General features: G+C 65.9%; 19 protein-coding genes. 5 read left to right on the plus strand and 14 right to left on the minus strand.

From position 1 onward, the window contains the following. Positions 1-22: 22 nt before the first annotated feature. From A5766_RS10970 to A5766_RS10980, 3 genes are read right to left on the minus strand one after another with little or no spacing between them, the layout of a single operon-like run. Positions 23-1,204 carry an MAB_1171c family putative transporter gene (locus tag A5766_RS10970; protein ID WP_064904729.1) on the minus strand — a complete coding sequence of 394 codons (1,182 nt, stop codon included), beginning with the start codon at positions 1,202-1,204 and terminating at the stop codon, positions 23-25. A gap of 11 nt (positions 1,205-1,215) precedes the next feature. Further along, positions 1,216-1,758, minus strand: a complete 543-nt coding sequence (locus tag A5766_RS10975; RefSeq protein WP_005206123.1) for a hypothetical protein — start codon at positions 1,756-1,758, stop codon at positions 1,216-1,218. A gap of 21 nt (positions 1,759-1,779) precedes the next feature. After that, positions 1,780-2,319 carry an XRE family transcriptional regulator gene (locus A5766_RS10980; protein WP_372495430.1) on the minus strand — a complete coding sequence of 180 codons (540 nt, stop codon included), beginning with the start codon at positions 2,317-2,319 and terminating at the stop codon, positions 1,780-1,782. Between the two features lie 312 nt (positions 2,320-2,631). Here A5766_RS10980 and A5766_RS25305 point away from each other — a divergent pair, with 312 nt between their 5' ends. Continuing rightward, a complete protein-coding gene (locus tag A5766_RS25305; RefSeq protein WP_005206121.1) occupies positions 2,632-3,579 on the plus strand; it encodes a hypothetical protein in 948 nt (315 codons plus the stop codon). On the opposite strand, the gene A5766_RS10990 is transcribed toward A5766_RS25305, so the two are convergent. After that, positions 3,529-5,265, minus strand: coding sequence for a TM0106 family RecB-like putative nuclease (locus A5766_RS10990; protein ID WP_064904731.1), 1,737 nt, complete (start codon positions 5,263-5,265; stop codon positions 3,529-3,531). The genes A5766_RS25305 and A5766_RS10990 overlap by 51 nt on opposite strands. Positions 5,266-5,397: 132 nt before the next feature. Here A5766_RS10990 and A5766_RS10995 point away from each other — a divergent pair, with 132 nt between their 5' ends. Next, positions 5,398-6,090, plus strand: coding sequence for a DUF6474 family protein (locus tag A5766_RS10995; RefSeq protein WP_064904732.1), 693 nt, complete (start codon positions 5,398-5,400; stop codon positions 6,088-6,090). Positions 6,091-6,151: 61 nt separating this feature from the next. Beyond that, the gene (locus tag A5766_RS11000) at positions 6,152-6,931 is read left to right on the plus strand and encodes a hypothetical protein (protein WP_064904734.1); all 780 of its coding nucleotides are present in this window, start codon (positions 6,152-6,154) and stop codon (positions 6,929-6,931) included. Positions 6,932-7,005: 74 nt separating this feature from the next. On the opposite strand, the gene A5766_RS11005 is transcribed toward A5766_RS11000, so the two are convergent. The 8 genes from A5766_RS11005 to lysX form a co-directional block, all read right to left on the minus strand. Continuing rightward, positions 7,006-7,857 (minus strand): alpha/beta fold hydrolase, encoded by an 852-nt coding sequence (locus tag A5766_RS11005; protein WP_005206117.1) that lies wholly within the window; start codon positions 7,855-7,857, stop codon positions 7,006-7,008. A 150-nt stretch (positions 7,858-8,007) separates the two neighbouring features. Beyond that, entirely contained in the window at positions 8,008-10,146 is a 2,139-nt protein-coding gene (locus A5766_RS11010) for an ArnT family glycosyltransferase (RefSeq protein ID WP_039855703.1), read from the minus strand. Between the two features lie 121 nt (positions 10,147-10,267). Beyond that, positions 10,268-11,071 (minus strand): cyclase family protein, encoded by an 804-nt coding sequence (locus A5766_RS11015; protein WP_064904736.1) that lies wholly within the window; start codon positions 11,069-11,071, stop codon positions 10,268-10,270. 66 nt (positions 11,072-11,137) lie between these two features. Continuing rightward, complete coding sequence (locus A5766_RS11020; protein WP_005206114.1) at positions 11,138-12,349, minus strand: PQQ-dependent sugar dehydrogenase; 1,212 nt, start codon at positions 12,347-12,349, stop codon at positions 11,138-11,140. 76 nt (positions 12,350-12,425) lie between these two features. Further along, entirely contained in the window at positions 12,426-14,033 is a 1,608-nt protein-coding gene (locus A5766_RS11025) for a succinic semialdehyde dehydrogenase (protein ID WP_269449447.1), read from the minus strand. Beyond that, positions 14,030-14,524, minus strand: a complete 495-nt coding sequence (gene rraA / locus A5766_RS11030) for a ribonuclease E activity regulator RraA (protein ID WP_005206102.1) — start codon at positions 14,522-14,524, stop codon at positions 14,030-14,032. The genes A5766_RS11025 and rraA overlap by 4 nt, the downstream gene beginning before the upstream one ends. A 60-nt stretch (positions 14,525-14,584) precedes the next feature. Further along, on the minus strand, positions 14,585-15,475 hold the full coding sequence (locus A5766_RS11035; RefSeq protein WP_064904738.1) for an alpha/beta fold hydrolase: 891 nt from the start codon (positions 15,473-15,475) through the stop codon (positions 14,585-14,587). After that, positions 15,476-18,886 (minus strand): bifunctional lysylphosphatidylglycerol synthetase/lysine--tRNA ligase LysX, encoded by a 3,411-nt coding sequence (gene lysX, locus A5766_RS11040; RefSeq protein WP_156527442.1) that lies wholly within the window; start codon positions 18,884-18,886, stop codon positions 15,476-15,478. It abuts the gene before it with no gap. 67 nt (positions 18,887-18,953) lie between these two features. On the opposite strand from lysX, the gene A5766_RS11045 reads away from it, so the two are divergent. Next, the gene (locus A5766_RS11045) at positions 18,954-19,178 is read left to right on the plus strand and encodes an RNA-binding S4 domain-containing protein (RefSeq protein ID WP_064862130.1); all 225 of its coding nucleotides are present in this window, start codon (positions 18,954-18,956) and stop codon (positions 19,176-19,178) included. A 12-nt stretch (positions 19,179-19,190) separates the two neighbouring features. Here the strand turns inward: A5766_RS11045 and A5766_RS24690 are convergent, their stop codons facing one another. Both A5766_RS24690 and A5766_RS11050 read right to left on the minus strand, forming a co-directional pair. Continuing rightward, positions 19,191-19,346, minus strand: coding sequence for a hypothetical protein (locus tag A5766_RS24690; RefSeq protein ID WP_197501426.1), 156 nt, complete (start codon positions 19,344-19,346; stop codon positions 19,191-19,193). 131 nt (positions 19,347-19,477) lie between these two features. Next, a complete protein-coding gene (locus A5766_RS11050) occupies positions 19,478-20,341 on the minus strand; it encodes a cutinase family protein (RefSeq protein WP_231894619.1) in 864 nt (287 codons plus the stop codon). Between the two features lie 178 nt (positions 20,342-20,519). Between A5766_RS11050 and A5766_RS11055 the strand changes: the two genes are divergently transcribed. Continuing rightward, positions 20,520-20,954 carry an SRPBCC family protein gene (locus A5766_RS11055; RefSeq protein WP_064904740.1) on the plus strand — a complete coding sequence of 145 codons (435 nt, stop codon included), beginning with the start codon at positions 20,520-20,522 and terminating at the stop codon, positions 20,952-20,954. Positions 20,955-20,960: the final 6 nt, after the last annotated feature.

Here is a 20,960-nt window from a genome sequence, read left to right on the forward strand (position 1 = left end):
TAGATGGCCGCCCTGCGCGGGGTCAGTCGCGAGCCTGGACCCCGCGCATGGTCGTCGGCACCTCGTGGCCGGGATCGACGTACGCGTCAACGTCCTCGGCCGCATCGGGATCCTCGCGCGCAGAATCCTCGACCACGAACCGTGACAGTCGGATGAGGGGTGCGGCCTCGGCGTCGAGTCCCGTGCCGTCTGCGGGGACCATCGGGCGCACCGGCCCCGACGCTCCGCCTTCGTCGCGGTAGGCCTCGACGGCGTCGCGCAGCATCGCGACCTTCACCTCGTCGTCGACGTCGTCGAACTCCTCGGGGACCAGCGGGCTCAACTGTGTCAGTGAGTCCCTGATCTCGACGACCTCACGGTGCAGGCGTTGTGTCGGCGATCTGCCCGCCTCCGGGAGCACCACCTCGGGGATTGCGCTCGTCAGGAGGCTCCACAACGGTTCGAGGGCGGCGGCGGCACGCCGATGGCGACGTCGTGCGGCCAGCTCGGTCCACCGCGAGTGCAGCATCGGAAAGCTGATGCCCACGAGAAATGCGACGATGCCGACGATGTCGAGGGTTCGCACCGCGATCAGCGAATTGACCGCGCCGATGAGGCCGCTCGCACTTCCGAGCACCGCGAGGACCTGCAGGACCGACGCAAAAGCGAGCAAGCCGAAGCCCGCGAGGAGCAGGCCGAGCGAGAACCGCAGGTACCCCTCCGACACGCGATAGAACTTGAACACACTGCGCACGCACGCACCGAATCCGTACGCGAGATACGCGCTGGCGATGATGTAGAAGAGCGCAAATCCCCAGTTCTTGAAGCTCCACTCGCTGACCGACGACGTCCGCAGCGAGTCCGGGGTGAACACCAGCGCAACCTGCAGACCGATCAATGCGACGACCAGCGGGAAGGCCTCGTGACCGGCACGCCGCTCGCGAGTGGCACGAGCGGTGGGAAAGAAGAACACGATGACCAACGCCGCCACGCCGAGTGCGAGCAACGCGTAGTACAGCCAGCGCGAACTGCCCACATAGACGTGCTCGTCGAGGTAGTGCGCGCTCGTTCTGGTGCTGACCACGAAGGCCAACGTCAGCGCGGAGATCGCCACCGTCATCGCGATGGCCTGAAGGCCCCCGCTACCGCGCCTGATCTTGTCCAGACGCCAACACAGCGCAAGCACGAAGGCGACGAGCGCGCCCAGATTGATGATGTCGGTCATCTGAAGTCACCTCACAGCCAGCCTTTATGACCCCCGAGGAGCCGCTGTAGGCCCCGCACTTCTTTGTTGTCGGCCGTTGTCCCGACGCTGTTGCCCGCCGACTGTGCCCACGTCAGAATCATAGAAGCCAGCGTCTCGGCTTCCCACTCGCGGTCGTCGGAGTAGCACGTTCGACGCAGCGCGGCGTCGGATTCGTCTCCGGAAGCCGCCGGTGGGCCTGTCAGCGATGCCTCGCCGAGCATCTGGTGACCTGCGATGAGATGACCGAACTCGTGCACGATGATCTGATCTCTGTGCAACTGCGACGTGTTCTCCTGATAGAAGAAGTAGTCGGCATCTTTGGCCGCCAACCAGACACCATTGGGCATCCCCGCGGGCAGCGCGTACGGCAGTGGCCGGATCGGACGTCCACGCCGCTCGCCGTACCGCTCGCAGAGCTGGACGACGTCGAGCGGTAGGTCGAGGTCGAGGCCGTCGAGTGACCGACGAACAAGCGCCCACAGCGACCGCTGGCTGCGGCGCGAACCCTCATCGACCGACTTGTTCGACGTCACGGTGTCGCGGGGCCTGCAGTATCAGTCGTCGTTGGACAAACCGACGACGCGCAGGCGCGCCTCGATGGCGTCGACCTCGTCTTCAGTGAGACCGGCAGCTACGACGTCGGGCGGGTCCTTGGGCAGCCCCTGCTGCTCGCGCAGCACCTTGATCAGCTCGTTGACCACGGTCACCGAATCGCTCGACAGTCCGGCCAACCGGAATGCTGCAAGCTGGACGTCGGTGTCGGCCTGCAGCCGCATCAGATCAATCTCGTCGCGCGTACGCTGCGCTGCGCGATCTTCCAGGAAGTAGTGGACATCTACCCCGAAAGCCGCAGCGATTCCCTCGACCGTCCTGAACGACGGCGACTTGGCCTTACCCGAGCGAAGCTGACTGAGGTAGGACTCACCCAGCCTGAATCCGCGCTCCGTACTGCGAGCCGCGATCGCTTTGGCGCTGTACGCGCGTCCGTTTGGTCCTGGGACCGTACGAAACAGCTCTTCGAGCCGTCGAGCAAACAAACCCGGATCGACGGACGTGGAGCGTTCGTCGGACCCACCCCTACCGGCGTCACCCATGGGGTTATCCGTCCCTTGTGAAGTCATTCAACTCTCCGAAAGCCGACATTTGAACTTGCAAACATTAAAGCCCGACACGCATCCCCAATGCAACGATGGGCATGCTAGACGCACAGCGTTCCCCCACGTGCGAGCTGGCAACCAGCCATAACGCCAACACCTTACGGCCTTGTGGCATTATTCATAGTTTGATCACGAACACCTCCCCGCGGGTGAACATTTCATCTCGATCTGATTACAGGATCAAGGGTAATGCGGACCAGGGTACCGTTTACTCGGCCGTTCACGACAGAAAACGGACAGGAGCGCAGTATGGCGCATCGCGTCAGCAGCAACCGCCGCCCGAAGCGGTCGCGCATCCCTGCAGTGATTCTCGCACTGTCTGCCGTCCTTCTCTTGTCCATCGGCAGCGGCATCGGTTGGGCCGACGAACCCGACGACTCGGGGTCCGGAAACGGCGGTTCCGACCACTCCAGCTCGCACCACGGCGGTGACTACGGCGGCGGGGGGCACGGCGGCGGTGATCACAGCGGCGGGGGGCACGGTTCGGGCCACCATCACACCCACACCCCGACTTCACCGACGCCACCGACCCCGGTCGACCCTTCGGGCGGTGAGACCTCGACCGGCGAGAATCCGTCGACGACCGAGCGCGGGCCCACAACGCCGTCAACCCCCGGCTCCACGACTGACACCGGCACCACGACTGACACCGGCACCACGACGACCCCGGGCACCACAACCGAGCCCGGTACCACACCCTCGACAACCACCACGACCCACGCCGGCGCAGGTCAGGGGGGCAATCCACCGCCCAACCCACCCGCGGGCCCTGGACAGTCGAATCCGGGACCGTCGAATCTCGGTCCCAACCACAGCGCGCCCGGGCCGGCCGCGCAACCGCCCGCGGCCGCGTTCGCGGTCCCACTGGTCGCGCCGCCTGCCGCAGCACCACCGGCAGCGCCCGCGCAGCCCCAGAGTCCCTCGACCGGCGGCGGATCGTCGTCGAACAGTTCGCAGGCGGGCAGCAGCTCGGGCACACAGCAGGGCGGTGCGCCGTCGAACAATGGCAGCGGCTCCGCCGCGGCCGCCGCGCAGGCACCACCGGCCGCTGCGCCCGCGAAGTCGGGTGGCGTCAGCCTGAGCAGCTTCACGGGGTTCGTCGCCGACATCGCGCCGGGTGCACTGCTACTTCTCGGCGCCGTCGCGCTACTCGGAAGCGGTTCGTTCCTCGACGCTCTCCGCTCGACTCGCGCCTGAGCGTCGGAAAGCGAGAAGGTCGTCGGCAAACGGGAGCTCACCGACGGCCGAGCCGTCTCCTTCACCGACCGCCGAGCCGTCCATCCACTCGCGTAGGACCTTGGTGGCGAGCACGTCGTCTTCGTTGTATTCGAGCAGTCGGTCACGCTGACTCAGGTCGACGTCGACGCCACCGATCCCGACCGCCCGCCGGTACCAGTCCATCGAGGCCTCTCCCCCGGCTTCCGCATCGCGCCACCCGAAACCAGCAACGGGCGCAACACGTTTGAGCCCCTTGCCGTTCGGTGCGACAAAGTTGCGTCCCACCGCCTCGAAGATGTCGACCCACTCGTCCGACGCGATGAACTGCTCGACCTCGGCCCGCGTCGGCATGCCGGGCTCATCGCCGAACCGATCGGCAGACGCGCGTAACCACCTGTTCTCGGCCTGCTGCGAGTAGCAGTACGCGGCGAAGGTCTTGCCCGCTGCGTGGGCGTCGGCGCGCTCGGCCATCAGCCACGTCCAGAACTCGGCAAACGCCCGTCCCTCGTCGGCCGTCGGCAGCGGCGTCCAGGTGGCGAAGCCGCGATAGACGACGTCTCGAGCGGGATCGGTGTTGTCCGTGAGCAGGGTGCCCCACAGATACGCGCCGTCCTCTCCGAAGCTCTCCATGTCGACGTCCACCTCGACGTCGGCTCGGGCCACGGTCGGCTCCTCGACTCGACGGACGAGTGGAATGTCGGCGAGCCACGCAATCGCGCAGATGACCGCGTCGTCGAAGCTCTGGTTGGCGGGCCAGTCTGCGGGCGGGTCGCCGTCGTAGCGGGCGAGTTGATCGATCGTCGTGATCCCTACCGCGCGCAATGCGTCGCCCTGGTTGCCGTTGGCGACGAGGCTGACATCTCGACGTTCCTCCAGCTCAGGGCCGCAGCGCCCCCACCACGGACACCCGCGACACTCACCGATCCGACGCGGCGTCGTCGCGATATCTCCCGCCGCGACGTGCTGCCTGCGATCGAAGACCTCGCGATATTCGGGAAGCGACGTCCCGACCCTGTGCACGACGATGCAGTCGGCGTCGAGTCCGATGACCCCTGCGCGCAACTCGTCTTCTTCGACGTCGGGCGAGAGCCCCTCGTCGAGGAGCATCTGCGTCAGGTGTGCCAGTCGTAGCTGGTCGCGGCGGTTGCTTCGGGGCGAGCGGAACGGGTCGGGCGCCGGAATCCACCCCCACAGCGGACTGGTGACGAGGGTCGGTACCTCGCCGGTGTGCAGACGCGGGTTCTTCGCCGGATACGTCACGCGATGGTTCACCACAATGATCGGGATGTAGCCCGACGCCGCGTCGTCGGGCTCGCCGACGCGCAGCAGGAGCTCTGAATGCCCTCGTCTGCCGTGTACACGGTCGGTCGGCAGCGTGGCATTCCAGATCCACCGCGCACCCGACGAGCATGCCTCTCGGGTGGCGGCAACGCGCTGCGCGTGCGGGCCGTCGTCGACGACGACAAACGTGTTCGACGGTTCGCCGCTGTGGAGTCCTAGCAGGAAGTCGCGGATGCGTTCACGTCGCAGCTGCGCAGACTCTTTGCGACGGGCCGCCTCAGGGGTGTCTGCCCGGTCGCGGACGAGGTCGGGATGGCTGAAATCCAGGGCGACCCGATGCTCGCATCCCGCCAGGTCGCGTGGATGCAACACGGCCGCGGCCACACCCCACCTCGATTCTCACCGGCTCATCAGACATCTGGGCTGTCGATCGCACCGCCGGTGTGAAGGATGTGATCGGTCTGTATCGAGCCTATGCAATGCTTGTAGCAAACTGGCGCAGGGAAAGGTGCCCGCATGGGATTGTTCTCGTCCGACGGTAAGACTCGTGCTCAACGACGCGCAGAAGCCAAGGCCCTCAAAGCCAAGGCGAAGCTCGACGCGAAGCTGGCTGCGAAGGACAGGCGCAGGGCGTCCAAGGAGTTACACAAGTCGCGCACGAAGATCGTCGAGAAAGAACTCAAGGCGCAGCGCAAGACCTTGAAGGCCGAGGCAAAGGCGGCTCAGAAGGTCGCGAAGGCCGAGGCGAAAACCGTTGCCGCGAAAGCTAAAGCCACTGCCGACGCCAAGCCGTTCAGCCCCGCAAGCGTCAAGCGATTCCTCACCGTCGCACGCCTGGTCGCGCCCATCGCAGTGCCCGTGATCTACCGCGTCGCAGTCGCAGGTCGCGGCAAGATCACCGAACTCCAGGCCAAGCGCATCGGCGTGTCGCCGGCGCAGTTGGTCAAGTACTCGGGCAGCGGCGCACCCCTGCTGGCTCGTATCGACTCGCTCCGCACGTCGCTGCAGAAGGTGTCGGCGCAGGACACGTCGTCGGATACCAAGCAGTTCGTCGAAGCCATGACCGCTCGCCTCGACAATCTCGCCATCGCCGTCGAGGCCGCCGAATCGATGCCGCCGCAGCAGCGCAAGACCGCACACAGGGCGGTCGAGAACGAGTTGAGCGCGATCGACGCCGACATCATGGCCCGACTCGGCGTCCGCACGTAGCGACACCGCACTTTGACCCTACGATGAGGACCATCCAGACCGACCCCAGGGGCGTCCCGACATGACAGACCCGACTTCCGGCGAGACACCGTCCGACGACGCGTCGCGCAAGCCCGCCGCCGAGACGAACGACGCCGCCAAGAAGGCTGTGCCCCCACACACGTCTGCCGCTGCGAAGTCGCCTGCTGAAAAGTCTCCCGCTGAGGCGTCTTCAACGCAGGAGTCCCCGACCGAGAAGTCCCCCGCGGCGAAGAAGTCCCCGCCCGCCAAGAAGGCACCTGCCGCGAAGAAGAGCGCGCCTGCCAAGAAGACTGCCGCGGCGAAGAAGACCACCGCAGCGAAGAAGACCACCGCAGCAAAGAAGAGCGCTCCGACGAAGAGTGCCACGACGCCGTCGGCGGCAAAGAACGCCGCGAAGAAGGCTCCTCCGACCAAGGCCGCGGAGAAGAAGGCTCCCCCGAAGAGCACTCCCCCGACCACTCCTCCCGCTGCAGACGAACCGACATTGTTCGAGGCAGAGGCGCCATCGGCCCCGGTTTCAGAGCCGACGGGCCTTCAGGAGGCTGCGACGACAACCACGTCTGCGCCAACCACACCCCCGCCAACCGCTGCACCGGCACCTGCGCCGACGACCCCAGCACCCGCGGCACCGACAGCCACCGACCCCGTCGCCGAATCCGACGCCGCGAGAGCAGGTTTCGCGCGCATCAGATCGGGACGGACCGAGGTTCCCGCGGCCAATCCGGCGATGCCCATCGCGTTCGGCGCGATCACCGGTGCCCTTGCGGCACTCGCCGTCGCGTTGCTGATCGTGCTGCGTTGGCGACGGCACCACCAGTAGCTCTTCAGCCCGCCGGTAGCCTCTCGGCCCGGCAGCCATTCCTCAGTCCGGCAGCTTCTCAGTCAGTCAGCTTCTCAGTCCGACAACGACTCCGCCCGCGCGGTGATCGCATCGGCGATCGCCTCGGGCGCGCGCTGCGGCATCCAATGGTCGACGCCCTGCAAGACCACGAATTCGTATGGGGCGTCGATGAATTCAGAGCACGCGCGCGCACCCGCCTTACTCAAGAAGTGGTCCTTGTCGCCGTAGAGGTAGGTGGTGGGCACCCGCACCTTGTCGTTCGCGAGCGAACCGATCGACGAGAACCGCATGGCGCGATACCAGTTGATCCCTCCGGTGAGCGCACCGTAGTCGACGATCTCGCGTGAGAGTCGTTCGGAGAAGCCGGGATACATCTCGAGTCGCCCACCGCCGTGCTTCGCGCCATACGCAATGACCCGCTCGGGCACCTTCGGCAGTTGGAAGAACCCCATGTACCACGATTTCAGCGCCTGTCCGCGGGGCATCGAGCGCAAGAAGGCACCGGTGTGCGGAACGGCCAACGTCGTCAACGTGGCAACCCGATCGGGGTGACGGGCCGCAACCGAATACGACACTGCCGCGCCCCAGTCGTGTCCGACGAGGTGGAAGCGCGGCGCGTCGAGCGCGTCCGCCAAGGCAATGACGTCGTCGACGAGTTCGCTGATTCGATAGTCGCGCACCGACTGTGGTCGCGCGGCGGGCGAATAGCCACGCTGATCGGGTGCAACGGTACGCAGTCCGCGCTCATTGAGTAGCGGTGTCACGTCCTCCCAACACGATGCGCGTTCCGGAAAGCCGTGCAGCAGGATCACCGGAATGTCCGACGCCGCACCGGGTATCGGACCGGAATCGACGACGTCGAAGGTCCATCCGTCTCGGCTGAACTCGGTGATCTTCTCGATCATGGCTCTCCAGATGCTCGGTCGGATACTGTGCGGTCGGATACGGCCTGGTGCGCGTGCGTACCGTCTGACGACGTCGGCGACCCACCCCCGCGCTCGGCGCGAAAGGTGGGCCGCCGATGGTGCTCTGACCCTACGTCAACTAGTGGTGCGTCACGTCAGCTTGTAGACCGTGGTGCCTCCGACCGTGGTGGCAGTGAAGTTCTGGGCCACCCAGGTGGAGATCGCAGAGTTGCCTCCGGGACCACCCTGACCGCCGCCGATGTAGTACGCGATCTTGCCTTCCTTCACGTACTGCTTGAACTCGTCGAGCGTCGGTGCGGGATCGCCACTCCATCCGCCGATCGCCATGACCGACTTACCCGTCGCAATCTCGATGTTCGCCGCCGACTGCGAGCCGTTGGTCGCCGCCGCCCAGGTGCTGTTGGTGCTCTGCAGCAGCTTCACCAGTTCGGCATTGGTCGACGACTCGCCGCCCGGACCGCCCATACCCATGCCGCCACCGAACGAGCGCGTGCTCTGGGTTCCGCTGCGCGACTGAGTTCCGCCGTTCGACTGGGTTCCGCCGTTCGACTGGGTTCCGCCGTTCGACTGGGTTCCGTTGGGAGGCTGACCCATTCCCGGCTGTCCCGAACTCGACTGCGCGGTGCCGTTCTGTGCGGCGCCGTTCTGTGCGGCGCCGTTCTGTGCGCTGCCGCCTCGCGAGCCGCTCGGACCGCCCCCGCCCGGTCCGCCCATGCCGCCCTGGACGCCGTTCGTCTGCACGGCCGTCGGGATCGACCCGTGGTGTGCCGTCGCGGCAGTGGCGATCGAGAATGCCGCTGCCCCTGCGAATCCCGCGATCGCTCCCGCGATGACGGAGGCCACGAACAGCTTCTTCAGTCCGAGCGCACCTCCCACGAGCACACCGATCACGGCGAGCACGGCCACGACGCCGATGATCCACCGGCACCAGACCGGACCCCACTCGTTGCGGTTGAGCAGGACGATCGACCACCCTGCGGCGAGACCGATCATGGCGCTCAACGCAATTCGTCCGTCCCAGTTGGCGCGACGTCGCCACGCGAACACCCCACCGAGCGCAACCATCGCGGCAACAGCAGGCGCCAGAGCCACCGTGTAGTAGGGGTGGATGATGCCGCTCATGTAGCTGAAGATCATCGCGGTGACCAGGAGCCAGCCACCCCAGGCGACAACCGCGCCCGCCTCAGTGCGATGAATACCGTTGCGATAGTTGAAGATCGGGAAGCTGCGGATCATCAGGTACACGCAGAAGGCGATGGCGAAGAGCGCGACAGGGAGCAACCATGAGATCTCGTTGCCCATCTCCGAGCTGAAGAGTCGACTCAGGCCCGTCGATCCGCCGAAGGAACCTCCTGCGCCGCCGCCACCGCCGCCAGGGCCTCCGCCCGAACCGCCGCTGATGCGTCCGACGCCGTTATAGCCCCAGACGAGGTCCATGAACGTGTTGTTCGTCGAGCCGCCGATGTAGGGACGTGAGCTGGCGGACGTCAGAATCGTCGCCACCACGAACCATCCGGCCGACACAACGAGAGCCACAGCCGCGACGATGAGTTGCCCAATTCGCTTGAGCCAACCGTTGTTTGCGAACAGCAGGTAGGCGAGCCCGAATGCAGGCAGCACCAACAGGCCCTGCAGCATCTTCGTCAGGAAGGCGAAGCCGAGCGCGACACCCACCAGCGCCAGCCACCGGCCGGAGTTCGTCGCGATCGCCCGTGCCAGGCAGTACCCCGCGGCAACCATCAAGAGCACCAGCAGTGCGTCGGGGTTGTTGAAGCGGAACATCAACGCGGCCGCAGGGGTGAAGGCGAGCACCGCGCCAGCGATCAGTCCCGCGGCGGTCCCCTGCCTCGGATCGGTGATCACTCGACGCATCGTCGCGTACATCAGCGCCACCGCCGCGACGCCCATCAGCGCCTGCGGCACCAACACGGCCCAACTGTTCATGCCGAAGATGCGCACCGAGAGTCCGGTCACCCACAGCGACGCCGGGGGCTTGTCGACGGTGATGAAATTCGACGGGTCGAGTGCTCCGAAGAACCACGCCTTCCAGCTCTGCGAGCCCGCCCACGCGGCCGCCGCGTAGAAGGTGTTGCCGTATCCGCTGGCGGAGAGATTCCACAGGTAGAGCACCGCGGTCGCCACGAGGAGTCCTGCAAGCGCGAACGGACTCCACCACACCGGACGCCCGGCCAATCGGCGACGCCTGGGCGTCGGTGGTGAATCGTCGGCGGGCGGCGATACGTCGCGCCGCTCCAGAACTGCGGTCATCATTCCTCCAGAATCTCGGTGTGAGGCAGAAGTCTCGGTTGGGTTCGTCTACCAGAATCCGAGACCCCGCTACCGCGACCCTGGACCCTCGCTGGGAGAAGTCTGTGAACGCGGGCGTCCGTCAGTCGACGAGTGCGAGCACCCTCGCCGGACCACCCGTTCCGCCCGCGAACCGAGGCGCTCCCACGACGACGCGCGCACCCGCGGGCGGAACGTCCGTCAGGTTGGCCAACGCCTCCACCGCGTACCGCCCGGCACCGAGAATCGCTGTGTGCGCGCCGACGCCGCCCTTGATGTCGACGCTCAAGGTGTCGGTCCCCAGCGCCGACACCCCCCGTTCGGTCACCAACATCTGCGCCGCGGCGGGATCAAACCCTGGCGCGTCGGCTCCGCCTGTCGCGGGTTGCCACCCGGAATGCAGCGCCACCAAGGCACGCGCCGGAATGCGACCGTGAACGCGTTCGTACCCTTCGACGTCGCGTTCTGTCAGGACCGCCCGCCGATTTCCGCGCGCAGCGGCCGCGATACTGATCACCACCAGCGGCACCACGAGGTCGCGCGCCGGTATCGCGTCGACCGTTCGCCCGCCTGCGATCTTGTGCGCCGGGGCGTCGACGTGGGTCCCCGAGTGCTCGGCGAACGACATCCACCTGGTGGCGAAGCCCGAGTTGCCGGGCCCGACTCGGGACGTCTGCACGCTGACCACCGGCGGGTTACCGGGCCACATCGGGAAGCCCGGTCCCAGTCGATGGGTGAGGTCGACGACTCGCGTCGCACCGGGCTGAGCCGAGGCGCGCGCAGGTCGCGACGCAATACCGACCCCGACCGCCGCGGCGCCGGCCGCAGCGGTCATCTGCAACGCGGTCCGACGACTGAACCGCCTGGCTTCCTCGTGCGCATGCCGCACCACGTCGTCGTCACACATAGCTGCCGTCACACATAGCTGCCGTCACTCATCGCTGTCGTCACACATCACCGGGTCACACATGAATCAGGCTCCTGGTCGGATTCGTAGGATCTGATCGGTTCCGGTGTCCGTTCCGACGAGAAGCGAGCCGTCCCTGTCGACCGCCAGGGCACGCAGTCGCCCATACCGATCCGACAAAGCCTCGTCGACGTGGACGACCCGCGTTCCGCTGTCGTCGAGCTTCACCACAACCAACTTCTCGGCCTTCTGCGCCGCGATGACGACTGCCCCGTTCCAGTCGCCCCAGCCGCTGCTCGGCAAGAACTGCAGTGCGGGCGTTGCGATCGTCGGGTTACCCGACTTCCAGATCGGACCGACCGCACCCGGTACCCGCGTGGGGTCGGTCATCGGCACCGATTCGTCGTAGATCACTGGTGCGCGGTCGGGCCGGTAACCGTAGTTGGCGCCGGGCCGGATGAGGTTGAGCTCGTCGTCGACGCTGGTGCCCTGCTCGATCGAGTAGACCCGTCCGCTGCCCGGTTGCACCGCGATGCCCTGCACGTTGCGGTGGCCGAGCGTCGCGATCGGGCTCGCGGGGTCGGGGTTGCCGGCAGCGGGCCTGCCTGTTGCGGCTTTGACGTGTAAGACCTTGCCGCCCAACGACTGTCGACTCTGCGGGTACCCAGCCGTCGCGTTGTCGCCGGTGCCGATCCACAGAGTCCCGTCCGACGCCGCGGCCAACCCGCATCCCGCGTGTCTGCCGCCCGCGTTCAACGGGATACCTGCCAGCACCGTTCGCTCCCGCTGCATGCTCGACCAGTCCTGCGACACCCGCCACGAGGCGACCGTGACCTGCTGCCCGGTGTTCGGCCACGGCAGCGGCACGCTTCCGACACCTTGCGGAATCTTGGCGCCCTGCGCGACCGACGATTCGGTGCCTGCCTTCTCGGCCTGACATGAATAGATTCGACGATTCTGCGCGAATCCCGGATCAACCGCGAGACCCATGAGTCCGGCTTCGCGGTGCACCCAGAGCGCGCTCAAATCGGCCCGGACAGCCTTCGGCGCCTGTCCCGGCCTGATGGCCACGAAACGGCCGGCACGCTCGGTCACGAGAGCCGTGCCGTCTGGTGCGGTGACGATATCCCAGGGGTGGCTCAGCCCGGTCGCGATCGAACTGACCGCAAGGCCGGGCGTGGCCTTCGCTGACGGGGCACCTGCCACGGTTCCCGCGATACCGGCTGCGACGACACACGAGATCACACCGGTTTTGAGTACGCTGCGCTGCGGCGACATGGGCCAACCGTAACGGCTCACACGCGTCCGGGGATCGAGAACCCGACGAATCGCCCTTGGCGGGAGATCCCGACCTCTACCGTCCCGGCAGGAACTTCAGCGACCGCACCGCGAGCGGGGTGACCGCGCGGTAGACACTCTTCGGAACTCCGGGTGCCTTGTCGATGCCGATGAAGCGCTGCTCGGCGATCGTCTGCGGCTCGGTGTACTTGAGCAGCCCCTCTTCGCCGTGGCGTCGGCCGACACCTGAGATGCCCATGCCGCCCATCGGCGCTGCGGTCGACGCCCACGCTGCCGCGTAGCCCTCGTTGATGTTGACGGTGCCGGCGCGCAACTGCTCCGCGATCGCCTGCGCCTCGTCGCTGCTGCCAGCGAAGACGCTCGCGTTGAGACCGTAGTCGGTGTCGTTGGCCAGCTTGATCGCTTCGTCTGTGGAGTCGACCGGATACACCGACACGACCGGGCCGAATGTCTCGTTGCGGAAGCAGGTCATCTCGTCGGTCACGCCCGACAACACGGTCGGCTCGAAGAAGAAGGGGCCGAGGTCGGCGCGACGCTTGCCGCCGGCGACCACCGTTGCCCCCTTCGACACGGCGTCGTCGACGTGCGCTTCGGCCGTCTCGACCTGTGCGGCCGAAGCCAGCGACCCCATGTCGACGTTGAAGTCGTAGTTGGCCCCGAGCTTCATGTTGCGGACAAACGTGCCGAACTTCTCGGTGAACTCCTCGGCGATAGCCTTGTCGACGTACAGCCGCTCGATCGAGATGCACAACTGGCCGGAGTTCGAATAGCACGCTCGCGCAGCACCTTCGACGGCGTGGTCGATCTTGGCGTTGGCGGTCACGATCATCGGGTTCTTGCCGCCGAGTTCCGCGGAGAAACCGATGAGTCGACGCCCCGCCTGCTCGGCGAGCGAGGCTCCGGTCTCCGACGATCCGGTGAACATCACGTAGTCGCAGGTGGCCATGATGGCCTGTCCCACAACACTTCCCGGACCCGGGACCACCGCGAAGAGCGCGGGCGGCAGACCGGCCTCGTACAACAGCTCAGCCAGCGCGAGCGAACAGTAGGGGGTTTGGCTGTCGGGCTTGATCACCACGCCGTTGCCCGCGAGCAGGGCGGCGACCGCATCCGAAACCGCAAGTGTGAGTGGGTAATTCCACGGGCTGATCACTCCGACGACGCCCTTGGGCTGATACCGCACCCGCACCTTGGTGGCACCGGGCAGCATGCCCTGCACCTTGCGCTCGGCGAGCATCTTGGGGCCGTGCGTCGCGTAGTACCGCGCAGTCAGCGCGACGTCGACAACCTCTTCCTGCGCGTACGAACGAGCCTTGCCCGTCTCGGCCTGCGCGATATCCATCAACGACGCCGCGTTGGCGAACACCAACTCGGAGAACTTCTTGAGCACCTTCGCGCGCTCTGCGGGCGACTGCTTGGCCCACCCCTGCTGAGCGGCACGCGCCCGCGACACCGCGGTCTCGAGATCCTCGGCGGTGGCAACCGGGATGGTCGCCATCTCGACGCCGCTGAACGCTTCGAGGATGGATCGGGTCGGGCGTGCGGCAGCGTTGTCGATCGCTACCAATGCGCCGAGTCGTTCGAAGTAGTCGGGGGTTGGCTTGGGCATCGGAGCCTCCTGCTGCGTGGGAAGTGGTCGAGAGTCGAGAAGTCGGAAGGTCAGGGTGCGACGAGGACGATGCCGTCGTCGTCGGAGTACACGGTGTCGCCCGGCGTGAAGGTGACTCCACCCAGCGTCAGCGGTACGTCGCGCTCACCTGCTCCGGTCTTGGTGGATTTGCGGGGATTGGTGCCGAGCGCCTTCACGCCGATCTCCATTCCACCGATGGTCTTGGCGTCGCGAATCGCGCCGTTCGCGATGATCCCGACCCAGCCGTTCGACCGGCCCAGCTCCGCGATGATGTCGCCGACCAACGCCGTGTGCACCGAGGCATCACCGTCGATCACCAGCACACCGCCGGGGTTCGACTCCCCGAGGATCGACTTGAGCAGGGCGTTGTCCTGAAAGCAGCGGACCGTCGTCACGGTTCCGACGAACTCACGGACCCCGCCGTACTGGGTGAACTGGAGATCGCAACTACGGACGTCTGCACCGATCTCGTCGACGAGGTCGGCCGTGGGAGTGAAAGTCAGCTCTGCCATGACGTACAGCATAGGTGTGACGCGCGGTCATGGGTACCTCAGGTTACCGGGCGGTAAGAAGCGCGCTCTCGATCAGCGCAACTGATCGATCGCGTCCGCGATCTCGTCGGGAACCTCCAACACGACGAAATGGCGCGAGACGATCGGCACCAGCCGACCACCGAGCATGCGCGCGTAGCGGGCCTGCTTCCACAGCCAGAAGCTCTGCCACGCCTTCGGCCCGGAAAGCGCGGCGACCACGATCACCGGAACCCGGGGCATCGGATGGCTCTTGCGCATGCGACGCAGCGACGCGTTGATCGCCGGGAAGGCCGCGTTCTCCACCATCGTGGCGAGCAGCATCGGCCAGTTACCGAAGACCCTCGCTGCCCAGTAGTGCTCGTGATCGTAGAACCCCTCCGGGGGCCTGGGTAGCACCACAGTCCGTACTCGCGAGAATCCGCGCCGCGGAAGGCGAAACCGCTCCGTGACTCCTCTCGCCGTGTCGATCATCTTGTGCGCGTTGTCGATTCGCACACCGAGCGGTACCACCCGCCACGGCAGGAGTACATACGAGCCGTCGAGCATCGCAACCGCCGCAGTGCGCGACGGATGGACTCGCGCGAAAGCCTCGACATACAGCGAGGCAACCGAATGTCCGACGATCGTCACAGGCTCCGCGATCCGCAGCGCATCGAGGACGCCCGTCATCCACGAGACCTCGAGCGCCAGGGTCAGCACACGACCTCGCGGAAGTTGTTCGGACAGGCCATATCCAGGGCGATCGAATCGAATCACCCGCCAACCACGCTCGACGAGTCGTGCGGCGAGATGGTCGAGATCGAACCAGTTACTCCCCATCGCAGCCATCAGCAGCAGTGGGCGCCCGACACCCTCGTCGACGACGTGGATGTGCTGGCCATCGACGTCGACGATCTGCCCGGGTGGCGGCCGATCGACCTCGCGACGACCGTCGGCCACCACTCAGCTCTCCTGCGGTTTGGCCAGCGGAAATGCCAGCGATTCGCGAATCGACTGACCCGTGATCAACATGACCACACGGTCGACGCCGACGCCGAGACCGCCGGTCGGCGGCATCGCGTATTCGAGTGCCTGCAGGAAGTCCTCATCGAGTTCCATCGCCTCCGGATCGCCGTCGGCAGCCAGAACCGATTGCGCGGTAAGCCTTTTACGCTGCTCCACCGGATCGGTCAGCTCCGTGTACGCGGTACCGAGTTCGACGCCCCACGCCACCAGATCCCACCGCTCGGCCACTCCCGGCTCGCTCCGATGAGCGCGCGTGAGCGGCGAGACCGACGTCGGGAAATCGGTGTAGAACGTCGGGAAAGTGGTGCGGTCCTCACCGAGATGCTCGTAGAGTTCCTGCACTATCGCGCCCGCGTCCCAGTCCGGACGGAACGCGATGTCGAGGCGCCTGCAGACCTCGCGGAGATGTTCCACCGACGTCTCCGGCGTGATCTCCTCATCAGCGCCCTCCGACACCACCCCGTAGACGGTCTTCACCGGCCACTGCCCGGAGATGTCGATGCGCTGCTCGTTACCCTCGTCGTCGTAGCGCACGATCACCGGCTCACCGTAGGCGGCGGTGGCCGCGAACTGGATCATCTCCCGCGTGAGATCGAGCATCTTCAGGTAATCACTGTGCGCCTCATAGGCTTCCAGGCTCGTGAACTCCGGATTGTGACTGAAGTCGACGCCTTCGTTGCGGAAGTTCCTGCCGATCTCGAACACCTTCTCCACGCCGCCGACGCACAACCGCTTGAGGTACAGCTCCGGTGCGATGCGCAGGTAGAGGTCGAGGTTGTAGGCGTTGATGTGGGTCGTGAACGGGGTCGCGTTCGCGCCACCGTGGATCTGCTGCAGTATCGGGGTTTCGACTTCGAGATAGCCACGGGCAGAGAGGAAGTCACGCAGCGACTTGACGACGACGCTCCGCGTGGCAAGCAACTGTCGCGAACGTGGATTGATCGCGAGGTCGACGTAGCGTTGCCGCACACGGGCTTCCGGGTCTGTCAGGCCCGCCCACTTGTCGGGTAGCGGACGCAGCGACTTTCCGATCATCGCCCAGCGATCCACAAGCACCGATACCTCACCCTTGCGGCTCGTACCCATGTCACCGTGAACCTCGACCAGATCACCGAGGTCGACGTCGGACGCGAAATCCCTTGAGCCGGAATCGAGTCGCGACACTTCGACTAGGATCTGCACCTGCCCGGACCAGTCATGGACGTCGGCAAAGACCACCTTGCCGAAGTCGCGCAGTCGCGTGATGCGCCCGGCGATCGACACCGGCGTACCTGCAGGCGCCGCGATGGCCTCCGCGATCGAGTGCGACGGCGGATCGGCGGGTGGATATGGGTCGACGCCGTCGTCGATCATCCTGTCCAGCTTGGCAAGTCGCACCCGGACCTGCTCCGGACGGTGGGCTGCGACGGCGTTCTGGGCCTCCGCCTCGGCGTCGAGTTCAGCGATCAACGCGTCGACATCGATGCCGGCGGGAATCGACGGCTGTCCCGCGGTGTACTGCTGCTTGCGGCCGAACCTTGGCAGCCTGACGAAGCCCTCGGTGACGACAGCCGCCAGCCCCGCTCGCGCGAGGATTCGGGTGTCCTCGAAGCAGAGGAAGCGAGGCTGCCAGTCGGGAAGGTATTTGGCGTTGGACCGGTAGAGCGACTCCATCTGAAAGAACTTGGAGCCGAACATCAGCACGGCGTAGCTCGCACGCATGACAGGGCCCGCGCCGATCTCCTGCCCCTTCTCGAACACGGCGCGGAAGGTGGCGAAGTTCAGCGAGATGTCGGTGATCCCGAAGTTCTCCGAGTCGCGGCACAGGTCGCTGACCATTGTCTCCACGACGCCGTTGATGCCGCTGCGATCGCGGCGCATCAGATCGAGCGAGACCCCGCGCTTACCCCACGGAACGAATGACAGCATCCCGACGACCTTCTCGTCGGGCTGTCCCTCGTTCAGGACCGCCTCCACAAGCAGGCAGTCACCGTCTGCGGGATCGCCGATTCGCGAGAGCGCCATCGCGAAGCCGCGCTCCTCCTCGGTGTCGCGCCAGGCGTCGGCCCGCGCGATCACGTCGGCCATCTCGGTCGGCGGAATGTCGCGGTGCCTGCGGATGCGGGTGGTGACGCCTGCGCGGCGCGTTCGTGTCACCGCCTGGCGCACGCCCTTCATGGTCGGCCCGCTGATCGTGTACTGGCGCGTGTGCAGGATCGCCTCGTCGCCGATGTTCAGCGAGGTGAACCCCGCGGCATCGAATGCTGCCGCGCCTCGCTCACTCGAACCCATCGCCGCGGGATGCCACCCGTAGCGCTCGCAGAGCACCAGGAATTCGGCGATCGCGTCCGGCCACGACTCTGGGTCGCCGATCGGATCGCCACCCACAAGACCCACACCCAGTTCGACACGGTAGGTGATCGCCGCGCGACCGTCGCGCGAGAAGACAACCGCTTTGTCGCGTCGCGTCGAGAAGTAGGCCAACGAGTCGTCGTCGTTGAATCGCGTGATCAGCGCCCGGATCAGTCGTTCGTCGGTCGCCGTCATCAGCGACTTGAGCCGCTGCGATCGGAAGAGCACCGACGCCGCGACGATCAGCGCGAGCGCACCGAACAGACCCAGTGCGCCATTGACCGGCGGATACGCGTGATGGCCGTCGAAAGTCCGCTGGTCGATCGCGGCGAACGCAACGACCCGGTTGAACGCGTAGGGCAGACGCTCGGAGCGTTCCAGACTGCCCGGGAACAGCCACACCAGCGCGAACCCGATGCCGGTTGCCACGACAAGTCCGACCACCAGCACCACGAGCGCGCGCAGTAGGGCGCCACGTCGAACCCTCGTGTAGAACTGCCGATACGTGACGAGCAGGAAGATCAGCGCGATGAGGTCGATACCGAGACCGATCACGATGTTCATGCGCTCGGCGTCGTCGACGTCGAAGTCGTCGGCGACCGGCTGCCACAACAGCACCGCGTTGCCCGCCATGAACAGCAGCAGGTAGATGACGCAGATCCACCACGCGATGCGCTTGCGCGCCGTCAGTGCGATGGCGACGAGGGCCAACACGAACGACCACGCGAAGCTCGTGTCCGGCATCGACATGATGAAGTCGTCCACGTAGTCGCGCGGAACGTGAATCCAGTGACGGAAGAACGGGAAGATGCTCGACAGCAACGCGATGGTCGCCATGATCCCGACGACGAGTCCCGCGATCCGCGGCGCCTGGCTGCCGAATCCGCGGGGGTGGCGGATCCGCTCGAGCAGATCAGCCGAACGACGATCCGCCTCCGCCCGGTGCGATCGCTGCACCGCGACGTCGGGATCTGTGGGAGCACTTGAACGTGCGTGAGATGGGGACTCGACCGCCATGGATCAAAGGTAGTTCACCCGGGATTCGACGGTGCGTACGCTTCGCCGGTCAGGCAGTATCTCAGGCATGGACGACGACGCATTCGACGTACCTGTACGGGGTGACGCGATCAGGCTCGGTCAGTTCTTGAAATTGGCGAACCTCATCGAGTCCGGAGCCGAGGCGAAGGAGGTCATCTCCGACGGTCTCGTCACGGTGAACGGCGATGTGGAAACACGCAGAGGTCGACAGTTGATAGTCGGCGACGTGATCTCTCTGGGCGACGCATCGGCGCGGGTCACCGAGGGGTGACCGGCGACCTGCTCACGCAGTCAGTCGCTTGAGCTCCGCCGCGGTGACGAGGCGTTCGGCCTCTGCGGGGAATCGCGGCGCCTCACGATGGCGGCCGAGTCGGCCGCCTGTGATGGCACTCAGCATTGAGTGTCGACGGGGTGTCTGGAACGTTGCTGCCAGCTTCATGACGATACGTTTCCTGCGTCAGAACGGATTCGATCTTTACTATCTTGTATTGCCGACTGCGTCGGCGCAACCTCACCCTTCGTATCGATCGTCACACAGGATTCGTTACCAGTCAGAGACCGACGCGCGGTTCAGCCCAATCCGGCGAGAAACTGATGTGCCCATTCCACGGCCGTCACACCTGGCTTGACCTCGAAACGTCCGTAGTCGCCGTGTGAACCCGACTGCAAGAACCGGTTGAACTCGATGATCTGCTGCCGCGCTCGAGCGTTGCTCAGCTCGTTGACGACGTTGCCCGGCCCGCCCCTGGTCAGCATCTCGTTGACGATTGCCCCCGCCTCGGCCTGATACTGGCCGACCTGGCTGGGCGTCGGATCACTGGTTTCAGCGAGGTAGCCGATCACGCGCGTCACGTAGTACTCACGCGGCACGTTGCAGTAGAGATCCTTGGGCGCGCAAATGGTGAAGGCGCGCGGCAGCACGTAGCCCATGCCGTCAAGGCGTGGCCCGCCGCTACCCTGCCCGGCTAGGGGCGGCCCGACCAGGTTGTCTTTCGACGACCGCCGAGGGTCTGCGATCAGCACGACTCCCGCGACCTGCTGCGGACGGATCTTCTCGCGGCCGGTACCGATCTCCGACGCGACGTCGCCCGCGGCGTCGGCACCCTGGCTGTAACCGGTGAGCGCGATCTTGGTGCCCGGGCAACGCTTGAGCATCTCCAGGGCAAGACCCTTGGTATTGGCTACGGCCTGTGCCTTCGACTTTCCGTAGATGGCGCTCTCCCACGGGAACGCCGTGGCGTCGTAGCCGACATAGGAGACCTTGGTGTCAGGCCCGAGATTCGATGTGACGGAACCGAGCAGACCTGGTCCGTCCGACCATGTGCCGGGTATTGCCAAGACGTACACCTTGGGGCACGGTCCCGGCGCGGCCGATGCCGACCCCGCCGATGCAACCCCGACGCCACACGCCGCCAACACCACCGCAACTGCGATCCCAAGAAGCCTGCGCACTGACCTGTACCTCCACGAACACGTATCCGCGACACGATCGCCGCGATCCAACCCACAGAGTGTAGGCAGGGATGCACCCATCCGGCAGCGTCGTCTCACCGAACTCTCATAGAACGTTTGTCTACAGAGCCGAGTGATCCGACACATGAGGAGGCCCACGATGGTCGACGTCTCGCGCACCTTCACTGTCCGACAGCCGCGTGAGGTGATCGTCGCCTACCTGCGCGACTTCTCCCACGCCGAGGAATGGGACCCGGGGACAGTGGAATGCACGCAGGAGGACAACGCCCCGATCGCACTTGGCACGCGTTGGCACAACAAGTCGAAGCTCTTCGGAATCTCGACCGAGCTGACCTACGAACTGACGCGCGACGACCCCGACCACGTCGTGTTCTCCGGCTCCAACAAGACCGCCACGACGTCGGACGACCTCTCGTTCACCGACCTCGGCGACGGAACGACGAGCGTCACCTACCGTGCGCTCGTCGACTTCCACCGCTTCAAGCTGATCGGCGAACCCCTCTTCAGCTCCATCTTCGGCCGCCTCGCCGACTCGGTGCCCACCCAGATGACGAGCGTGCTCGAGAAGCTCTGAGCGCCC

Origin of the sequence: Gordonia sp. 852002-51296_SCH5728562-b, assembly GCF_001665475.1 — a bacterium.
In the GTDB taxonomy this organism is placed as follows: Bacteria; Actinomycetota; Actinomycetes; order Mycobacteriales; family Mycobacteriaceae; genus Gordonia; species Gordonia sputi.

What these genes read in the sequence shown, in the direction of transcription:
- A5766_RS10995 (WP_064904732.1), top strand. Translation starts at nt 5,398, where the DNA reads ATGGGATTGTTCTCGTCCGACGGTAAGACTCGTGCTCAACGACGCGCA.
- A5766_RS10970 (WP_064904729.1), bottom strand. Translation starts at nt 1,204, where the DNA reads ATGACCGACATCATCAATCTGGGCGCGCTCGTCGCCTTCGTGCTTGCG.
- A5766_RS11020 (WP_005206114.1), bottom strand. Translation starts at nt 12,349, where the DNA reads ATGTCGCCGCAGCGCAGCGTACTCAAAACCGGTGTGATCTCGTGTGTC.
- rraA (WP_005206102.1), bottom strand. Translation starts at nt 14,524, where the DNA reads ATGCTGTACGTCATGGCAGAGCTGACTTTCACTCCCACGGCCGACCTC.
- A5766_RS24690 (WP_197501426.1), bottom strand. Translation starts at nt 19,346, where the DNA reads ATGAAGCTGGCAGCAACGTTCCAGACACCCCGTCGACACTCAATGCTG.
- lysX (WP_156527442.1), bottom strand. Translation starts at nt 18,886, where the DNA reads ATGGCGGTCGAGTCCCCATCTCACGCACGTTCAAGTGCTCCCACAGAT.
- A5766_RS11000 (WP_064904734.1), top strand. Translation starts at nt 6,152, where the DNA reads ATGACAGACCCGACTTCCGGCGAGACACCGTCCGACGACGCGTCGCGC.
- A5766_RS25305 (WP_005206121.1), top strand. Translation starts at nt 2,632, where the DNA reads ATGGCGCATCGCGTCAGCAGCAACCGCCGCCCGAAGCGGTCGCGCATC.
- A5766_RS11015 (WP_064904736.1), bottom strand. Translation starts at nt 11,071, where the DNA reads ATGTGTGACGACGACGTGGTGCGGCATGCGCACGAGGAAGCCAGGCGG.
- A5766_RS11055 (WP_064904740.1), top strand. Translation starts at nt 20,520, where the DNA reads ATGGTCGACGTCTCGCGCACCTTCACTGTCCGACAGCCGCGTGAGGTG.
- A5766_RS11005 (WP_005206117.1), bottom strand. Translation starts at nt 7,857, where the DNA reads ATGATCGAGAAGATCACCGAGTTCAGCCGAGACGGATGGACCTTCGAC.
- A5766_RS11010 (WP_039855703.1), bottom strand. Translation starts at nt 10,146, where the DNA reads ATGACCGCAGTTCTGGAGCGGCGCGACGTATCGCCGCCCGCCGACGAT.
- A5766_RS11045 (WP_064862130.1), top strand. Translation starts at nt 18,954, where the DNA reads ATGGACGACGACGCATTCGACGTACCTGTACGGGGTGACGCGATCAGG.
- A5766_RS10980 (WP_372495430.1), bottom strand. Translation starts at nt 2,319, where the DNA reads ATGGGTGACGCCGGTAGGGGTGGGTCCGACGAACGCTCCACGTCCGTC.